Below are 17655 nucleotides of genomic sequence, written 5' to 3' on the forward strand. Positions count from 1 at the left end.
CTAGGGCCGGCGGACCGGTCGCGGGAGAATGAGGGCATGGCCGATCTCGACGCCCTCCGCGCCCGCTTCGCTCGCGCCCTGAACGGAGCCCGGGGCTCCGACGCCGGGCCGGACCCGGTGCCGTACGCCGACAACCTGCTCGCCCGCTGGCAGGAGCCCCAGCGCCGCTACCACACGCTCGCCCACCTCACCGCGGTCCTCGACCGCGTCGACGAGCTGGAGCAGTACGCGCACGACCCGGACGCCGTACGGCTGGCCGCCTGGTTCCACGACGCCGTGTACCTGCCCGAGCGGTCCGAGAACGAGGAGCGGTCGGCGCGCCTGGCCGAACGGGCGCTGCCCGAGGCCGGCGTGCCGGCGGAGAGGACCGCGGAGGTGGCCCGGCTGGTGCGGCTCACCGTCGCGCACGACCCCGCCGACGACGACCGCGACGGCCAGGTGCTGTGCGACGCCGACCTGGCGGTCCTCGCCTCGCCCCCGTCGGCGTACGCCGCCTACACGGCCGCCGTCCGCGAGGAGTACCACTTCGTGCCGAACGACGCCTTCCGCGAGGGGCGCGCCGCGATCCTGCGTCAACTGCTCGGCCTGCCCCGGCTGTTCCGCACGCCGTACGGGCAGCGGGAGTGGGAGGCGACCGCCCGCTACAACCTCACCGGCGAGCTGGAAATGCTGTCGCCCGGCGGTGACCCGGCCCCGTAACGTGCCCCGCATGCGGACCATGGGCGGGGATCAGGTGGAAGAGGCGGTGGCGGGCGCGGTGGCGCTGCTGCGCACGGCGACGGACCGGGACTGGGAGGCGGTACGGGCCGGGCGGCTGGAGTGGAGCTGCCGGGAGACGGCGGAGCACATCGCCTCGGACCTCATCGCGTACGCCGGGCAGCTGGCGGGACGCGCGATGGAAGCCTGGGTGCCCTTCGAGATCACCTTCGACGAGGGCACCGACAACGAGGGCGTCCTCCAGGTGATCGAGACGACGAGCGCGCTGCTCGCCGCCACCGTCCGCACCACCCCGCGCGAGGTCCGCGCCTTCCACTCGTACCCGTTCCGCAGCGCGAACCGCGAGGGCTTCGCCGCGATGGGGGTCACCGAAGTGCTGGTGCACACGCACGACATCGCCGAAGGGCTGGGCCTGACGTACGAGCCGCCCGCCGCACTGTGCGAGGACGTGCTGACCCGGATCTTCCCGCACGTCCTGCCCGGCCCCGACCACTGGCGCACCCTGCTGTGGGCCACCGGCCGCGGCGAGCTTCCCGGACGCGCCCCGCTCGACGCGTGGCGCTGGAACAACAACCTCGTGATCCCCGCCGGACGCCTCACCCTCCAGGGCGTCACCCCCGCTGCCGCCGCCGACCTGGCCGCGGGCGGCGACGGCGGGTTCGTGTGGGTCGACGGCGGGCCGTACCAGGGCACGCGGGACGCCGCCGGGATGCTGCTGAAGGCGTACGAGGCGGGCGTACACCGGCCGGAGTGGGGCGTGTTCACGCTCGTGCGCACGCAGGACGGGCGCGCGGTCGGCGGCATGGGCTTCCACGGCGCGCCCGACGAGGACGGCCGGGTGGAGATCGGCTACGACCTCGCCGAGGCCGCGCGGGGCCACGGATACGCCACCGAGGGTCTGCGCGCGCTGTCCGCCTGGGCGTTGGAGCGCGACGAGGTGACGTCGGTGTTCGCGACGACGGAGCCCGGCAACCTGCCGTCCCAGGCCGTCATCGCGCGCGCCGGTTTCACCCGGGTCGCGGGGGAGGACGAGGAGCAGTTCGCCTACGAGCTGCGGGGCTCGCGCCCCTGACCGGCGCCCTTGCGCCGCCGCAGCCCCGCCCCGTGCAGCAGCCGCACCACCTCGCGGCTGCTGACCTCCAGGGCGCCGGCGGACACGGCGTCCGCGTACCGGTGGGCGGGGAGGTCGTAGTGGTCGCGTTCGAAGGCGCGGCGCGGCACGCCCAGGGTCTCGGCGAACGCGTGCAGTTCGGCGTAGGAGACGTCGCTGACGAGGTGCGACCACATGCGGCCGTGGCCCGGCCAGGTCGGCGGATCGATGTAGAGGGTCACCGGGGCGTCCTCACGACGACTGCGTGCCGCCCGTGGCGGCGCCCAGCGAGCCGACCGCCGCGACCTTCACGCCGGCCTTGCCGCACACCCAGTGCGGGTCCGGGCCGAGTTCCGGTTCGACGTCCAGCGCGTGCGGGTCGCCGGAGCCGCACACCGGGCACAGCGGCCAGCGGCCGTACCGCTCCAGCAGGGCGTCCTGGACGTCCTGCGCGACCAGCCCGGCCACGAACTGAGCGCCCTCGGGCCACTGCTCGACCCACCAGCGCCGCTGCACGACGGACTCCTCGACGAGCGACACGACGTCGGCCTCGGCCACCTGGCCCGCCACCAGGTCGGCGAGCACGAGGGCGCGTGCGGCGTGGAGGGCCTGCTCCAGGGGGCTGATGGGGTCCATGCCCCCATTGTGCGCACTCTTGACCCGGGGACCGAAACGAAAATATCTTTCATGAGTGACCGATGAAGTGAAGGAAACTTTCGCGAGTGCGCCCGGCGGCCGTCGCGCCACCGGAGGCGGGAGCGCGCCGCCCGCGCCCGCCGCCCTCGCGGCCAAGGTGCGCACGCTGGCGCCGTCGATGACCCGCTCCATGCAGCGGGTCGCCGAGGCCGTCGCGGGCGACCCGGCCGGCTGCGCGGCCCTCACGGTCACCGGCCTCGCCGAGCTCACCGGCACCAGCGAGGCCACCGTCGTACGCACCGCCCGCCTGCTCGGCTACCCCGGCTACCGCGATCTGCGCCTCGCGCTCGCCGGGCTCGCCGCGCAGCAGCAGTCGGGGCGCGCACCCGCCATCACGACGGACATCGCGGTCGACGACCCGATCGCCGACGTCGTCGCCAAGCTGGCCTACGACGAGCAGCAGACCCTCGCCGACACCGCCGCCGGACTCGACACCGTCCAGCTCGGCGCGGCCGTCGCCGCACTGGCCGCCGCCCGCCGCACCGACGTGTACGGCATTGGCGCCTCCGGGCTGGTCGCCCAGGATCTCACCCAGAAACTCCTGCGCATAGGGCTGATAGCCCACGCCCCGAGCGACCCACACCTCGCCGTCACCAACGCGGTGCAGCTGCGCGCCGGGGACGTCGCCCTCGCCATCACCCACTCCGGGTCGACCGGGGACGTCATCGAGCCGCTGCGCGTCGCCTTCGAACGCGGGGCGACGACCGTCGCGATCACCGGCCGCCCCGACAGTCCCGTCACGCAGTACGCCGACCACGTGCTGACCACGTCCACGGCGCGGGAGAGCGAGTTGCGGCCGGCGGCGATGTCGTCGCGGACCAGTCAGTTGCTGGTGGTGGACTGCCTGTTCGTGGGGGTGGCGCAGCGGACGTACGAATCGGCTGCGCCGGCTCTGGCGGCGTCCTACGAGGCGTTGGCCCATCGGCACGGTTCGCGCGGTAGACCGTAGAGCTTGATCGTCGTGGGCGGCCGGCGGCCGAGTGTGGCTGGTCGCGCCCACGCGGCGGAGCCGCACATCGATACAGCCCCGCGCCCCTTGGTTAGTACACCGACCGAAGTTGAAAAGGGCCGTTCTCTCATGACCTCCACCCCCCATCACCCCGATCTCCGTTCCCAGTTGGAGACGTTGACCACCGAGGCGTTCCGGCCCGAGCTGGCCGAGATCGACCGGATGTCCACCCTCGACATCGCGCGGGTGATGAACGGCGAGGACGCCACGGTGCCCGCCGCCGTCGCCGCGCGGTTGCCCGAGATCGCCGCCGCCGTCGATGCCGTCGCCGCCCGGATGAGCCGTGGCGGCCGGCTGGTCTACGCGGGCGCCGGCACCGCGGGCCGGCTCGGTGTGCTGGACGCCTCGGAGTGCCCGCCCACCTTCAACACCGAACCGGGGCAGGTCGTCGGCCTGATCGCGGGCGGCCCGGAGGCCATGGTCACCTCCGTCGAGGGCGCCGAGGACTCCGCCGAGCTGGCCCGCGCCGACCTCGACGCCCTCGCCCTCACCGCCGACGACACGGTGGTCGGCGTGTCCGCCTCCGGCCGCACCCCGTACGCGATCGGCGCCGTCGAGCACGCCCGCGCGCTCGGTGCGCTGACCGTCGGTCTGGCCTGCAACGCGGGCAGTGCCCTGGCCGCCGCCGCCGAGCACGGCATCGAGGTCGTCACCGGACCCGAACTGATCACCGGCTCCACCCGGCTGAAGGCCGGCACGGCGCAGAAGCTGGTCCTCAACATGCTGTCGACGATCACGATGATCCGGCTCGGCAAGACCTACGGAAACCTGATGGTCGACGTCCGGGCCTCCAACGAGAAGCTGCGCGCCCGCTCCCGCCGTATCGTCGCGCTCGCCACCGGCGCCGAGGACGAGGAGATCGAACGCGCGCTGGCCGCCACCGACGGCGAGGTCAAGCACGCCATCCTGACCCTGCTGGCCGATGTCGACGGCCCGACGGCCGCCCGCCTTCTGGAGGACTCCGACGGTCATCTGCGTGCCGCGCTGGCGGCGGCGCGGGGCTGACCGCACGCTCGACAGGTGCACAAGGATCCCCATGCCACGGCCGCCGCGCTGCTCCCCCTGGTCGGCGGCCCCGCGAACGTCACCTCCGTCGCCCACTGCATGACCCGCCTCCGCCTGGGCCTGGCCGACCGGTCCCGGGTGGACGACGCGGCGCTGCGGGCCCTGCCCGGTGTGCTCGGGGTGGTGGAGGACGACGGGTCGTACCAGGTGGTGCTGGGCCCGGGGGTGGTCGGGCGGGTGACGGAGGCGTTCGAGGCCCTGCTGGCGGCCGGGGGCGGCACGGCGGACCAGCTCGCCCGGCGCGGGGCCGAGCTGAAGGCCCGGCAGCGGCGGCGCAACGCGACACCTCTGAAGTCGGCGCTGCGGCGGGTCGCGAACGTCTTCGTCCCGCTCATCCCGGCCCTGATCGGCTGCGGCATCGTCGCGGGCGTCGCCGGCCTGCTCACCAACCTGCGGTGGCTGCCCGGCCTCACCCCCGCCCTGGCCGCCGTCTCCTCCGCCTTCATGGCGCTGATCGCGGTGTTCGTCGGCCACAACACCGCGAAGGAGTTCGGCGGGACGCCCGTCCTGGGCGGCGCGACCGCCGCCGTCGTCGTCTACCCCGGGGTGGCGAAGGTGACCGCGTTCGGCGTCGCGCTCGCCCCCGGCCAGGGCGGCGTCCTCGGCGCGCTGGCGGCGGCGCTGCTCGGCACGTACGTCGAGAAGTGGTGCCGCGCCCGCCTCCCCGGCACCCTGGACGTGCTGCTCACCCCGGCCCTGACGGTGCTGGTCTCCGGCCTGGTCACGCTGTACGTCCTCATGTACGCGGCCGGCGAGGTCGCGACGGCCGTCGGCACGGCGGCGGGCTGGCTCCTGACGACGACGGGCGCCCTGGCCGGCCTCGTCCTGGGCGGCCTCTTCCTTCCCCTGGTGATGCTGGGCCTGCACCAGGCGCTCATCCCCATCCACACCACGCTCATCGAGCAGCAGGGCCACACCGTGCTGCTGCCCGTTCTGGCCATGGCGGGCGCGGGCCAGGTCGGCGCGGCGGCGGCGGTCTACGTCCGGCTGCGCCACGACACGTCCCTGCGCACGACGATCAGGTCGGCGCTCCCCGCCGGACTGCTGGGCGTGGGCGAACCGCTGATCTACGGCGTCTCGCTCCCCCTCGGCCGCCCCTTCCTCACCGCATGCGTGGGCGGGGCGGCGGGCGGCGCGTTCGTCGGCCTGTTCGCGATGCTCGGCACCGACGTGGGGGCCACGGCGATCGGCCCGTCGGGCTGGGCGCTGTTCCCGCTGCTCGCGGGCGCCGGAGGGTGGGCGGCGACGGCGGGCGTGTACGGCGGCGGGCTGCTCACCGGGTACGTGGTCGGATTCGCGGCGACGTACTTCTTCGGCCTCGGCGACAGCCTGCGGGCGGCGGAGGCGGGCGGGACCGTCGGTGCCGTGTGCGACCCTGAGGAACATGAACCACGCCCAGCTGACCGCCCTGGGCCGCGCCCTGCGCCTCCTCGGTGAGCACGGCGAGGCCCTGACCGCCGACACGCCCGACGCCAAGGTGCACGAGATCCGCGCCGACCTGAAGCGCGCGCTGGACCGGCTGGAGGAGAGCGTCACCACGACGGCCCCCAGCACCCGGTGCCCCGAGCATCCGAACGGACCGGTCGACGAGGCCGCCCCCGACCTGTGCCTCCTGTGCGAGACCCGCCGCCGCGCCGCCCGCCGCGCCGAGTACGGCGGCGGCCCCCTCCCGGCCCGGCCCGCCGAGCCGGCCCCGTCCCGCTACGGGATGCGCGGCGACCGGCCGCAGCCCCAGCAGCGCTGGCTGCCGGAGCTGTGGAACGGTCAGGCGTGGCAGCTGTGCGGCACCCCGCGACGGGACCGCCGCGAGGCCGAGCTGTACATCGCCGCCCAGCTGCGCGCCCCACGCGCGGCGATGGCGTACCGGCTGGTGCACGAGTTCACGGACTACGAGGTGCTGCGCGTGTGGGGGACGCCGGTGCGGGTGGACATCGAGCCGATGGGCTGAGGCGGCACCGCCGCGGCGTCAGCGGACGACGTCGAAGACGTTCTTCTGGATGCCGTTGGCGTACGCCTCGTGCTCGACGAGCCTCAGCTTCTGGGCGTCCTTGTCCGTGTCGCTGAACAGCCGCTTGCCCGCGCCGAGGAGCAGCGGGAAGACCAGCAGGTGGTAGCGGTCGATGAGGCCGGCGTCCGAGAGGGCCCGGTTGAGGGTGGCGCTGCCGTGCACGATGATCGGGCCGCCCTCCGTCTCCTTCAGTGCGGCGACCTCGTCGAGCGAGCGCAGGATCGCGGTCTCGCCCCAGTTGGACACCAGGTCGCCGTCGGTGAGGGTGGTGGAGACGACGTACTTCGGCATCACCTTGTAGTCGGCGAAGTCCTCCATGTCCGGCCAGACCGCGCTGAACGCCTCGTAGCTGACCCGGCCGAGCAGCATCGCGCCGGCCTCCTTCTGCTCCCGGCCCTTGATCTCGTACGCCTCGGGGAGGAACTCCAGGTCCTTGAAGGTCCAGCCCGAGTTCCGGTAACCGGGCTCGCCGCCGGGCGCCTCCACGACTCCGTCGAGCGAGACGAAGGCGGTGCTGATCAGGGTGCGCATCTGGGGTCTCCTGATGGCTCGTGGTTCCGGTGGCTCATGATCCCGCTGTTGCGTGGTGCGTTCTCCCTCTTCGACCGCGGCGCTCGCGAAAACTCATCGGTCGCCGTCCCGGCCGGCGGCCGAGCGGGTCACCCCGAGGCCCGAGGCGACGACGATCAGGCCCGCCAGCCCGTGGGCGGCCCAGAGGCCACCGGTCAGGCGGTCGTCCGCCGCCCGCTGCTCCTGGGCCTTCCTCTGCTGGTCGTACGTCCGGGTGCCGGCCGAGCGGCCGTCCGTGAAGTCGTAGAGGTCGCACGTCTCCCCCGGCTTCATGGGGCCGGACCGCTCGGCGTCGCCGTACTCCACGATGATGCCGTCGCAGCTCGGGGTGCCGTCCGCGGTCGCCGCCCGGCACAGGAAGTACGCGCCGACGGCCAGGGGCACCAGGAACAGGCCCAGCAGCGCGCCGCGGACCCTCACACCCCCGCCCCCAGCAGGGGCAGCGCGGCGAACTCGTGGCCCTCCCACAGCCGCCGCGAGGTCTCCTCCGGGTACGGCACGACGGCCGGCTCGGCGTCCAGGACCTGCACCAGGCGCCGTCCGGTGTCGTACGCGGGCCAGCCGGGGTCGCCGGTGCGGGCGAACGCGGTCCAGGAGGCGCGGAAACGGGCGGAGAGGGCCAGCGCCTCCGGGGACGGTTCCGCCCCGGCGAACAGCAGCACGCCCATGTCGGCGTCGAACGTGCCGAACAGCAGCGGGAGGTCCAGGGCGTGGCAGGCGCCGAGGGCACCGCCGTTGCCCGGGGCAGGCCAGGTCAGCTCGTAGACGTACGACCGGCCGCCGCCCGCGAGGTGAGCCTCCGCCAGGTGCAGCGACGGCATGGCGAACAGCCAGTCGGTCTGGACGCGTTCGTACAGCTCACCGGGGGACGCGTCGGGGAAGGCGGCGCGGTAGGTCCGCTCGCCGTCCGGGCCGGGGGCGAACATCCGCAGGGCCGAGGCGGCGCGCTCGTCGGTGATCCGGTCCGAGGACCCGGCCATGGAGCTGAACAGGCGGAATTCGTCGCGGTTGTGACCGACAATCAGGTCGACGTCCCGGGAGGCCCCGGACGCCAGCGCCCGCCACGGCACGACCGGCAGAACCTCGCCGTCCACGACCGGTGAGTAGGGGGTGACCGTGGGGGCGGCCTGGCCCCAGCGGTCCACGTGCTGGAGCATCTTGGCGGCCAGCGTCTGTCCGGCCGCGACCAGCCGGTCCGGAGCCACCGCCGACAGGTCGGCGACGGTCGGCCGCAGGCCCGCCTCGGCGCCGAGGGCGCCGGCGATGTCCCGGGCGAGCGCGTCGGAGAAGAAGGTGCCCGGCACGCTCTGGGCGATGGCCCGGCGGAACAGCCCGGCCGCGCGCGGCATGGCCAGCAATGCGGCGAGGGAACCGGCCCCCGCCGACTCGCCGAAGACGGTGACCTGGTCCGGGTCGCCACCGAACGCGGCGATGTTGTCCCGCACCCACTCCAGCGCGGCGACCTGGTCGAGCAGGCCCCGGTTGGCGGGCGCCCCCTCGATGCGGGCGAAACCCTCCATGCCGACGCGGTAGTTGAAGGTGACGACGACGAGGTCGCCGTCCTCGGCCACGCGGCGGGCGTCGTAGCCGGGGCTGCCGGCGTGGCCGAGCTTGTAGGCGCCGCCGTAGATCCACACCATCACGGGGCGGTGGGCGGCCGGGTCCGGCTCGGGCGTCCAGACGTTGACCGTCAGCCAGTCGTCGCCCTCCGGCGCGCCCGGTGCGCCGGCCCGTCCCGCGAGTCCCAGGTCCTGCGGGGGCGGCGGCCCGAACGCGAACGCGTCGCGTATGCCGTCCCAGGGCCGGGCCGGGCGCGGTGCGGCGAACCGGGCGTCCCCCACCGGCGGCTCGGCGAACGGGATGCCGCGGAAGACGGTGAGAGCGTCCTCCCGCCGTCCGCGCACCGCGCCGGTGGCGGTGCGCACCACGGACTCCTGGGCCTCGGGGTTCGTCATCGATCACTCCCTGACTGGTCGCCGCCGGCCTTACGTGCGGCAGTAGTTGGTGATCCCACGGACCCTATGCCGCGGTGCGCGACGGGAGCGGTCCGGGGTTCAGCTCAGGGACTTCAGCGACGCCGCGTCGAACGGCGTCAGCTCGTCGAAGCGGCCGTCCAGCACCTTCCGGGCCCACTGCGGGTCCTGGAGCAGGGCGCGGCCGACGGCGACGAGGTCGAACTCGTCGCGCTCCATGCGGTCCAGGAGGTCGTCGAGGCTGCCGAGCCCGGCGCCCTCGCCCTGGAACGCCTTGCCGAACTCGCCGTCGAGGCCGACGGAGCCGACCGTGATGGCGGTCTTGCCGGTGAGCTTCTTGGTCCAGCCGGCGAGGTTGAGGTCGGAGTCGTCGAACTCGGGGCGCCAGTAGCGGCGGGTGGAGGCGTGGAAGGCGTCGACGCCGGCCGAGGCCAGCGGGGCGAGGATCGCCTCCAGCTCCTCGGGGGTCTCGGCGAGGCGGGCGTCGTAGGCGTCCTGCTTCCACTGGGAGTAGCGGAAGATCACGGGGAACTCGGCCGAGACCGTCTCCCGCACGGCGGCCACGATCTCCGCGGCGAACCTGGTGCGGGCCACGGGGTCGCCGCCGTAGGCGTCGGTGCGGCGGTTGGTGCCGGCCCACAGGAACTGGTCGACGAGGTAGCCGTGGGCGCCGTGGATCTCCACGCCGTCGAAGCCGATGCGCTCGGCGGCGGCAGCGGCCTCGGCGAAGGCGCCGATGACGTCGTCCAGGTCGCGCTGGGTCATGACCTTGCCGGTGACCTCGTCCTCGCCGATGCGCAGGCCCGAGGGGCCGACGGCGGGGGCGTCGGGGAACGGCTGGTCGCCCTGCTTGCGCACCATGCCGATGTGCCACAGCTGCGGCACGATCGTGCCGCCCGCCGCGTGCACGGCGTCGGCGACCTTCGCCCATCCGGCGAGCTGATCGTCACCGTGGAAGCGCGGCACGCGGTCGCTCTGCCCGGCGGAGTCGTGGCCGACGTACGTCCCCTCGGTGACGATCAGGCCGACACCGGCGGCGGCGCGGCGCGCGTAGTACGAGACCACGTCCTCGCCGGGGACGCCGCCCGGGGAGAACATGCGGGTCATCGGCGCCATCGCGATGCGGTTCGGCACGGTCAGGCCGTTGATGACGGCCGGGCGGGCGAGGATCTGCGCGGCGCGCGAGGCGGCTTCGGAGGCGGTGACGGTCACGGGGGAACTCCTCGGGGAGGTACCGGTCAGTATGTGCATACGCATGGATGCCTGCACCCGTGCAACCGGCACGCCCGCCACCGTCATTCCGGCCGTCCGCCATCCGTGACCCGGCTCACACGCGCCCGAGGGCGGCACCCCCGGCCTTGGCCAGGAGTGCCGCCCTCGGTACGTGACGGACGGTCGATCAACCGGAACCGGTCGATCAGAAGTCCATGTCACCGCCCGGCATGCCGCCCGGAGCGGCCGCGGCGGCCTTCTCCGGCTTGTCGGCGATGACGGCCTCGGTGGTGAGGAACAGCGCGGCGATGGAGGCGGCGTTCTGCAGCGCGGAACGGGTCACCTTCGCCGGGTCGATGATGCCCTCGGCGATCATGTCGACGTACTCACCGGTCGCGGCGTTCAGGCCGTGGCCGACGGTCAGGTTGCGGACCTTCTCCACGACGACGCCGCCCTCGAGACCACCGTTGACGGCGATCTGCTTCAGCGGGGCCTCCAGGGCGAGCTTCACGGCGTTGGCGCCGGTCGCCTCGTCACCCGTCAGCTCCAGCTTCTCGAAGACCTGGGAGGCCTGGAGCAGGGCCACGCCACCACCGGCGACGATGCCCTCCTCGACGGCCGCCTTCGCGTTGCGGACGGCGTCCTCGATGCGGTGCTTGCGCTCCTTGAGCTCGACCTCGGTGGCGGCACCGGCCTTGATGACGGCCACGCCGCCGGCCAGCTTCGCCAGGCGCTCCTGGAGCTTCTCGCGGTCGTAGTCCGAGTCGCTGTTCTCGATCTCGGCGCGGATCTGGTTGACCCGGCCCTGGACCTGCTCGGCGGAGCCGGCGCCGTCCACGATCGTGGTCTCGTCCTTGGTGATGACGACCTTGCGCGCCTTGCCCAGCAGGTCGAGCGAGGCGTTCTCCAGCTTGAGGCCGACCTCCTCGGAGATGACCTCGCCGCCCGTGAGGATGGCGATGTCGCCGAGCATGGCCTTGCGGCGGTCGCCGAAGCCCGGGGCCTTGACGGCGACGGACTTGAAGGTGCCGCGGATCTTGTTGACGACCAGGGTCGACAGGGCCTCGCCCTCGACGTCCTCGGCGATGATCAGCAGCGGCTTGCCCGACTGCATGACCTTCTCCAGGAGCGGCAGCAGGTCCTTGACGTTGCCGATCTTGGAGTTGGCGATGAGGATGTACGGGTCGTCGAGCGACGCCTCCATCCGCTCCATGTCGGTGGCGAAGTACGCCGAGATGTAGCCCTTGTCGAAGCGCATACCCTCGGTGAGCTCCAGCTCCAGACCGAAGGTCTGGGACTCCTCGACGGTGATGACGCCTTCCTTGCCGACCTTGTCCATGGCCTCGGCGATGAGCTCGCCGATCTGGGTGTCGGCGGCGGAGATGGAGGCCGTGGAGGCGATCTGCTCCTTGGTCTCGACGTCCTTGGCCTGCTCGAGCAGGGCGGCGGAGACGGCCTCGACGGCCTTCTCGATACCGCGCTTCAGCGCCATCGGGTTGGCACCGGCGGCCACGTTGCGCAGACCCTCGCGCACCAGGGCCTGGGCGAGAACGGTCGCGGTGGTCGTACCGTCACCGGCGACGTCGTCCGTCTTCTTGGCGACTTCCTTGACCAGCTCGGCGCCGATCTTCTCGTACGGGTCCTCGAGCTCGATCTCCTTGGCGATGGAGACACCGTCGTTGGTGATCGTGGGCGCGCCCCACTTCTTCTCGAGGACGACGTTGCGGCCCTTGGGGCCGAGCGTCACCTTGACGGCGTCCGCGAGCTGGTTCATGCCGCGCTCGAGGCCGCGCCGCGCCTCCTCGTCGAACGCGATGATCTTGGCCATGTGAAGTGGTCCCTCCAGGACTGGGGGTGATTCCTTCGGACCGCGCCCGCGCCCGCGACGGACGGCTCGCCGGCCTCGTGGGTTCCTTCCCCACCCGGCCTGCGGGCCTCACCGACCCGGTCCTTCGTTGTCACTCTCACCTTCAGAGTGCTAACGCCAATGATTAGCACTCGCCCCTGTCGAGTGCAAGCGCCTCTCGGGGATCGAGCCGGTCGCTCAGCCGCCCGCGAACACCGGCGGGACCGGGTCCCGGGCAGGCCGAAGGGCCCGTACCCCAGGGGGTACGGGCCCTTCGGAGAAGACCGTTGGCTTGCGCCGGCCGCACGTCTCAGGCGCTGAGGCGAACCATGTCGGCCTGCGGGCCCTTCTGACCCTGCGAGATCTCGAACTCGACCCGCTGGCCTTCTTCGAGGGTGCGGTAGCCGTCCATCTGAATCGCGCTGTAGTGGACGAAAACATCCGCACCACCGTCGACCGCGATGAAGCCGTACCCCTTCTCCGCGTTGAACCACTTGACGGTGCCCTGAGCCATGCCTAACTCCCCTATTACTGGCCCTTGCACAGATCCGCACTTCGCGGATCCGGGTCAGACCTCACCCCCCCAATGGGTGGGGGCGTGCGCCGGAACGCGTCGACCGCGGCTGAATGTATCTGTCCAACTGCCGTCTGCAACAGGTCAATCGGACGAGAAATCTGGACGTAGCCGGTCCGGAATGTGGCGAGAATTCGCCTGAATTCGGGTCAAGTCGGGCTACACAAAGCGAACAAAAGCCGCGAAATACGCCCACACTTTGGCTACATCTTGTCGGGCCTGCGACGAGGAATTCCGGAGCACCGTCTCGGTGATCGGGAGCGCGTTCCCCAACTCTACCGCGCTCAATCACATGGAATTGCCCCCTCCGCTTCTCTTACGGAGGGGGCAATTCCATGAACTCTGCGTGACGCCGGTCACCGAAGGCGACCGGGCGGGCGGATCAGCCGCCGGCGACCGCCGGAATGATGGACACGCCGGCACCGTCCGGCGTCGCCGTCTCCAGGCCCTGCTCGAAGCGGACGTCGTCGTCGTTGACGTAGACGTTGACGAAGCGGCGCAGCTTGCCCTGGTCGTCCAGGACGCGGGCGGCGATGCCGGTGTGGTTCTTCTCCAGGTCCGTGATGACCTCGGAGAGAGTCGCGCCCTCGGCGGCGACCTCGGCCTTCCCGCCGGTGTAGGTGCGCAGGATGGTGGGGATGCGAACGGTCACGCTCATGCGAGGCCAGCCTCTCGGAAGGAGTCCAGGTTGGGGCGGATCGTCGCGGTCAGACCGGTGCCGGCCACCGCGTCGAGGGTCTTGAGGCCGTCGCCGGTGTTGAGGACGACCGTGGTGAGGGACGGGTCCAGGACGCCGTTCTCGATCAGCTTCTTCGTGACGCCGACCGTCACACCGCCGGCGGTCTCCGCGAAGATGCCCTCCGTCCGGGCGAGCAGCTTGATCGCGTCGACGACCTGCTCGTCGTTCACGTCCTCCACCGCGCCGCCGGTGCGGCGGGCGATGTCGAGGACGTAGGGGCCGTCGGCCGGGTTGCCGATCGCGAGGGACTTGGCGATGGTGTTCGGCTTCTGGGGGCGGACGACGTCGTGCCCGGCCTTGTAGGCGGTGGACACCGGCGAGCAGCCCTCGGCCTGCGCGCCGAAGATCTTGTACGGCTTGTCCTCGACCAGCCCGAGCTTGATCAGCTCCTGCAGACCCTTGTCGATCTTCGTGAGCTGGGAGCCGGACGCGATCGGGACGACGAGCTGGTCGGGCAGCTGCCAGCCGAGCTGTTCGCAGATCTCGTACGCGAGGGTCTTGGAACCCTCGGCGTAGTACGGCCGCAGGTTGACGTTGACGAAGCCCCAGCCCTCGCCGGCCGGGTCGCCGATCAGCTCGGAGCAGAAGCGGTTCACGTCGTCGTAGTTGCCCTCGATGCCGACGAGCTCACCGCCGTAGACGGCGGCCATGACGACCTTGCCCTGCTCCAGGTCGTGCGGGATGAACACGCAGGAGCGGAAGCCGGCCCGGGCGGCGGCGGCGCCGACGGCGCCGGCGAGGTTGCCGGTGGAGGAGCAGGACAGGGTGGTGAAGCCGAAGGCGCGGGCGGCCTCCAGGGCCTGGGCGACGACACGGTCCTTGAAGGAGTGCGTCGGGTTGCCGGAGTCGTCCTTGACGTACAGACCGCCGGTGACGCCGAGCTCACGGGCCAGGTTCTCGGCCTTGACCAGCTTGGTCCAGCCCGGGTTGATGTTCGGCTTGGTCGCGACGTCCGCCGGGACGGGCAGCAGGGGCGCGTAGCGCCAGATGTTCGCGGGGCCCGCTTCGATCCGCTTCCGCAGTTCCTCGGTGTCGTAGGCCGAGAAGTCGTAGGCGATCTCCAGCGGGCCGAAACACTCCTCGCACGCGAAGACCGGGCCGAGGGGCACACGGTGACCGCATTCGCGGCAGGAGAGCGCCGCGGCGGGGCCCAGGTCCACGGGGGAGGGGGAAGCGGTGGTGTCGGTGGTGCTTGCGACAGTCTGCACAGCCATGTGAGGCGAGGCCCTTTCTCCTCATCTTCCTCACGACGCATCTCGCCGTGAGACGGATTTGGCACCTTCCCTAGCCGGGAGCCTCGCGCTGCGATCGACAGTGATCTACGAGAACCGACTGGAGGGTTGCCGGGGCTTCATCGGGCCGTATCCCTCTGCCCCTCTGGATGAGCGGTATGTGGTTGTTTTGCGCTGGTTCACACGGTGACCCCGGCATGCGCCGGTCCTCCGCGTTGTTCAAGACTGTAACCGAAGGCCAGGACGGTTGAGATAGTCGTCCGTACCGCGAGATGGATCACAAAGGAGCCCACCGACCGTGCTGGAAGAAGTCGAGCGCTGGCTTGGCACACGCTCCTGGTCCGTGGCAGACCGCACGCTTCCCCAGATCATGGCCGCCAAGCGCGCCACGGGCCAGTCGGTCAGCGTGGTGCTGCCCGCGCTCGACGAGGAGGCGACCGTCGGCGAGATCGTCGCGGTGATCCGCCGCGAGCTGATGCGGCGGGTGCCGCTCGTCGACGAGCTCGTGGTCGTGGACTCCGGGTCGACCGACCGCACGGCGGCGGTGGCCGCGGCGGCGGGGGCGCGTGTCGTCCCTCGCGACGAGATACTCCCCCGCATCCCGGCCGTGCCCGGCAAGGGCGAGGTGCTCTGGCGCTCGCTGCTGGTCACCGGCGGGGACATCGTCTGCTTCGTCGACGCCGACCTGCGCGAGTTCTCCGCCGACTTCGTCTCCGGCATCGTGGGCCCGCTGCTCACCGACCCGGAGGTCCACCTCGTCAAGGCCATGTACGACCGCCCGCTCGACGCCGCCCCGGGCGAGGGCGGCCGGGTCACCGAGCTGATGGCCCGCCCGCTGCTCAACCTGCACTGGCCCCGGCTGGCGGGCTTCGTCCAGCCGCTCGGCGGCGAGTACGCGGCCCGCCGCTCGCTCCTCGAGAAGCTCCCCTTCCCCGTCGGCTACGGGGTGGAGCTGGGCATGCTCGTCGACTCCCTGCACCTGGTGGGCCTGGACGCGCTCGCCCAGGTCGACGTCGGGGTGCGCCGGCACCGTCACCAGGACGGCCGGGCGCTGGGCCGCATGTCCGCCGCGATCTACCGCACCGCCCAGCTCCGGCTGGCCCGCGGCCATCTGCTCCGGCCGGCCCTCACCCAGTTCGAGCGGGGCGCCGGCGGCTTCGAACCGCGCACCTACGCCGTCGACACCGAGGAACGGCCCCCGATGACGGAGATCGCGGAGTACGCGTCCCGCCGGGTGGCCTGAGCGTCACGTGACCGAATCGCCGCCGAGGTGACGCGTGGGCACGTTTGAGGATTTGGGGGCCGGGCTAGGTTGAGGCGTATGGCTTCAACCTTCGGTGCTGCTCAGGTGCTGGTCGCCTCCAATCGGGGGCCCGTCTCGTACGAGGTGCGGGAGGACGGTTCGCTGCATGCCAAACGGGGCGGCGGCGGACTGGTCTCCGGGTTGTCGGCCATCGGGCCGGACGCGGACGCGCTGTGGGTCTGCTCCGCGCTGAGCGACGGCGACCGCGAGGCGGTGCGGCGCGGGGTGGGCGAGGACGGCGTACGAATGCTGGACGTGCCGGCCGACGTGCACGCGGACGCGTACAACGGGATCGCCAACTCGGTGCTGTGGTTCGTGCACCACATGCTGTACCAGACGCCCCTGGAGCCCGTCTTCGACGCGGAGTTCCGGCGGCAGTGGGCGTCCTACGAGGCGTACAACCGGGCCTTCGCCGAGGCGCTGGCCGAGGAGGCCGCCGAGGGCGCGGTCGCCATCGTGCAGGACTACCACCTGACGCTGGTGCCGGGAATGCTGCGCGAGCTGCGGCCCGACCTGCGGATCGGCCACTTCTCGCACACGCCGTGGGCGCCGGTCGACTACTTCCGGATGCTGCCGGACGACATCGCCGAGCAGGTCCTGCGCGGGATGCTGGGCGCCGACCGGCTCGGGTTCCTCACCCGGCGGTGGGCCGACGCGTTCACCGCCTGCTGCGACGCGCTGGTGGACGGGGTCGGCGGCACGGAGATCGGCGTGCACGGGCTGGGGGCCGACGCGGACTTCCTCCGGAAGCGGTCGCACGAGGCCGACGTCGACGAACGGATGGCGGCGCTGCGCGAGGAGATCGGCGAGGGGCGCCGGGCGATCGTCCGGGTGGACCGCACCGAGCTGTCCAAGAACATCGTGCGGGGCATGCTGGCGTACCGGCAGCTGCTCGCCGACCGGCCCGAGTGGCGGGAGCGGGTCGTGCACGTCGCCTTCGCCTACCCGTCGCGGCAGGACCTCGCCGTGTACCGGGACTACACGGCCGAGGTGCAGCGCGTCGCGCAGGAGATCAACGCGGAGTTCGGGACGGCCGGGTGGACGCCGGTCGTGCTGCACGTGAAGGACGACTTCGCGCGGTCGCTGGCGGCGTACCGGCTGGCGGACGTGGCGCTGGTCAACCCCATCCGGGACGGGATGAACCTGGTGGCGAAGGAGGTGCCGGTCGTCTCCGACGAGGGGTGCGTGCTGGTGCTGTCCCGGGAGGCGGGGGCGTACGAGGAGCTGGGTGACGACGCGCTGGTGGTGAACCCGTACGACATCTGTGGAACGGCGGACGCGCTGCACGAGGCGTTGTCGGTGCCGGCGGGCGAGCGGGCCGAGCGGTCGAAGCGGCTGTCCGCCGCCGCGACCGCGTTGCCGCCGGCCCGGTGGTTCCTGGATCAGCTGGCGGCACTGCGGGGCTGACGCCGGCGGGGGTCACCGTCCCTGGACCGGCGGGCAGTAGCCGGTCCTGTCGCCGATGGAGTTGATCTCGGCGTTGGACCGGGAGTCACCCGCGTAGTCCAGCTGGTCGGTGCACTTCTTGCCGTCCTGCACGGGCGTGCCGGACGGGGCGGCGCCGCCCGGCTTCGGCGCGGGGCAGGTGCCGGTGTCCTCACCGATCGAATTGATCTCCGCG

At 72.3% G+C, this 17655-nt stretch carries 18 protein-coding genes, 1 pseudogene and 1 riboswitch; of the genes and pseudogenes, 8 read left to right on the top strand and 11 right to left on the bottom strand.

Annotated elements, in window-relative coordinates:
- Positions 1 to 36 precede the first annotated feature (36 nt).
- Positions 37 to 699, top strand: coding sequence for an HD domain-containing protein (locus tag IEZ05_RS32775; protein ID WP_189233945.1), 663 nt, complete (start codon positions 37 to 39; stop codon positions 697 to 699).
- Positions 700 to 709: 10 nt separating this feature from the next.
- Positions 710 to 1789 (top strand): GNAT family N-acetyltransferase, encoded by a 1080-nt coding sequence (locus IEZ05_RS32780; RefSeq protein WP_189233946.1) that lies wholly within the window; start codon positions 710 to 712, stop codon positions 1787 to 1789.
- Here IEZ05_RS32780 and IEZ05_RS32785 read toward each other — a convergent pair.
- Positions 1762 to 2049, bottom strand: coding sequence for a DUF4031 domain-containing protein (locus IEZ05_RS32785; protein ID WP_189233947.1), 288 nt, complete (start codon positions 2047 to 2049; stop codon positions 1762 to 1764). The genes IEZ05_RS32780 and IEZ05_RS32785 overlap by 28 nt on opposite strands.
- 10 nt (positions 2050 to 2059) lie before the next feature.
- Positions 2060 to 2443, bottom strand: coding sequence for a hypothetical protein (locus IEZ05_RS32790; protein WP_189233948.1), 384 nt, complete (start codon positions 2441 to 2443; stop codon positions 2060 to 2062).
- Between the two features lie 55 nt (positions 2444 to 2498).
- Here IEZ05_RS32790 and IEZ05_RS32795 point away from each other — a divergent pair, with 55 nt between their 5' ends.
- The 4 genes from IEZ05_RS32795 (at position 2499) to IEZ05_RS32810 (ending at position 6525) form a co-directional block, all read left to right on the top strand.
- Entirely contained in the window at positions 2499 to 3452 is a 954-nt protein-coding gene (locus IEZ05_RS32795; RefSeq protein WP_373298889.1) for a MurR/RpiR family transcriptional regulator, read from the top strand.
- 129 nt (positions 3453 to 3581) lie between these two features.
- Entirely contained in the window at positions 3582 to 4517 is a 936-nt protein-coding gene (gene murQ / locus IEZ05_RS32800; RefSeq protein WP_189233949.1) for an N-acetylmuramic acid 6-phosphate etherase, read from the top strand.
- 15 nt (positions 4518 to 4532) lie between these two features.
- The gene (locus tag IEZ05_RS32805) at positions 4533 to 6014 is read left to right on the top strand and encodes a PTS transporter subunit EIIC (protein WP_189233950.1); all 1482 of its coding nucleotides are present in this window, start codon (positions 4533 to 4535) and stop codon (positions 6012 to 6014) included.
- Complete coding sequence (locus IEZ05_RS32810) at positions 5962 to 6525, top strand: hypothetical protein (RefSeq protein WP_189233951.1); 564 nt, start codon at positions 5962 to 5964, stop codon at positions 6523 to 6525. The genes IEZ05_RS32805 and IEZ05_RS32810 overlap by 53 nt, the downstream gene beginning before the upstream one ends.
- An 18-nt stretch (positions 6526 to 6543) precedes the next feature.
- Here the strand turns inward: IEZ05_RS32810 and IEZ05_RS32815 are convergent, their stop codons facing one another.
- The 8 genes from IEZ05_RS32815 to thrC form a co-directional block, all read right to left on the bottom strand.
- Positions 6544 to 7116 (bottom strand): dihydrofolate reductase family protein, encoded by a 573-nt coding sequence (locus IEZ05_RS32815; protein ID WP_189233952.1) that lies wholly within the window; start codon positions 7114 to 7116, stop codon positions 6544 to 6546.
- Between the two features lie 93 nt (positions 7117 to 7209).
- Positions 7210 to 7575, bottom strand: coding sequence for a hypothetical protein (locus tag IEZ05_RS32820; protein WP_189233953.1), 366 nt, complete (start codon positions 7573 to 7575; stop codon positions 7210 to 7212).
- The gene (locus IEZ05_RS32825) at positions 7572 to 9110 is read right to left on the bottom strand and encodes a carboxylesterase/lipase family protein (RefSeq protein WP_189233954.1); all 1539 of its coding nucleotides are present in this window, start codon (positions 9108 to 9110) and stop codon (positions 7572 to 7574) included. Before IEZ05_RS32825 ends, IEZ05_RS32820 begins: the two co-directional genes overlap by 4 nt.
- A gap of 99 nt (positions 9111 to 9209) precedes the next feature.
- Positions 9210 to 10340 carry an NADH:flavin oxidoreductase gene (locus IEZ05_RS32830; RefSeq protein ID WP_189233955.1) on the bottom strand — a complete coding sequence of 377 codons (1131 nt, stop codon included), beginning with the start codon at positions 10338 to 10340 and terminating at the stop codon, positions 9210 to 9212.
- A 205-nt stretch (positions 10341 to 10545) separates the two neighbouring features.
- Complete coding sequence (groL, locus tag IEZ05_RS32835) at positions 10546 to 12168, bottom strand: chaperonin GroEL (RefSeq protein WP_189233956.1); 1623 nt, start codon at positions 12166 to 12168, stop codon at positions 10546 to 10548.
- A gap of 328 nt (positions 12169 to 12496) precedes the next feature.
- Complete coding sequence (locus IEZ05_RS32840) at positions 12497 to 12700, bottom strand: cold-shock protein (RefSeq protein ID WP_004929928.1); 204 nt, start codon at positions 12698 to 12700, stop codon at positions 12497 to 12499.
- A gap of 442 nt (positions 12701 to 13142) precedes the next feature.
- Positions 13143 to 13418: a MoaD/ThiS family protein gene (locus IEZ05_RS32845; protein ID WP_189233957.1), complete on the bottom strand. Its 276-nt coding sequence runs from the start codon at positions 13416 to 13418 to the stop codon at positions 13143 to 13145.
- Positions 13415 to 14713, bottom strand: a complete 1299-nt coding sequence (gene thrC, locus IEZ05_RS32850; protein WP_189233958.1) for a threonine synthase — start codon at positions 14711 to 14713, stop codon at positions 13415 to 13417. Before thrC ends, IEZ05_RS32845 begins: the two co-directional genes overlap by 4 nt.
- An 18-nt stretch (positions 14714 to 14731) precedes the next feature.
- A riboswitch (SAM riboswitch) is annotated at positions 14732 to 14887 on the bottom strand.
- A gap of 142 nt (positions 14888 to 15029) precedes the next feature.
- Here thrC and IEZ05_RS32855 point away from each other — a divergent pair.
- Both IEZ05_RS32855 and IEZ05_RS32860 read left to right on the top strand, forming a co-directional pair.
- Positions 15030 to 15974 (top strand): glucosyl-3-phosphoglycerate synthase, encoded by a 945-nt coding sequence (locus IEZ05_RS32855; protein ID WP_189233959.1) that lies wholly within the window; start codon positions 15030 to 15032, stop codon positions 15972 to 15974.
- Positions 15975 to 16052: 78 nt separating this feature from the next.
- The gene (locus tag IEZ05_RS32860) at positions 16053 to 17441 is read left to right on the top strand and encodes an alpha,alpha-trehalose-phosphate synthase (UDP-forming) (RefSeq protein ID WP_189233960.1); all 1389 of its coding nucleotides are present in this window, start codon (positions 16053 to 16055) and stop codon (positions 17439 to 17441) included.
- Positions 17442 to 17453: 12 nt separating this feature from the next.
- Here IEZ05_RS32860 and IEZ05_RS32865 read toward each other — a convergent pair.
- Positions 17454 to 17655, bottom strand: a pseudogene (locus tag IEZ05_RS32865) (hypothetical protein); the annotation flags it as partial.

Origin of the sequence: Streptomyces flaveolus, from assembly GCF_014648815.1 — a bacterium.
Classification (GTDB): Bacteria; Actinomycetota; Actinomycetes; order Streptomycetales; family Streptomycetaceae; genus Streptomyces; species Streptomyces flaveolus.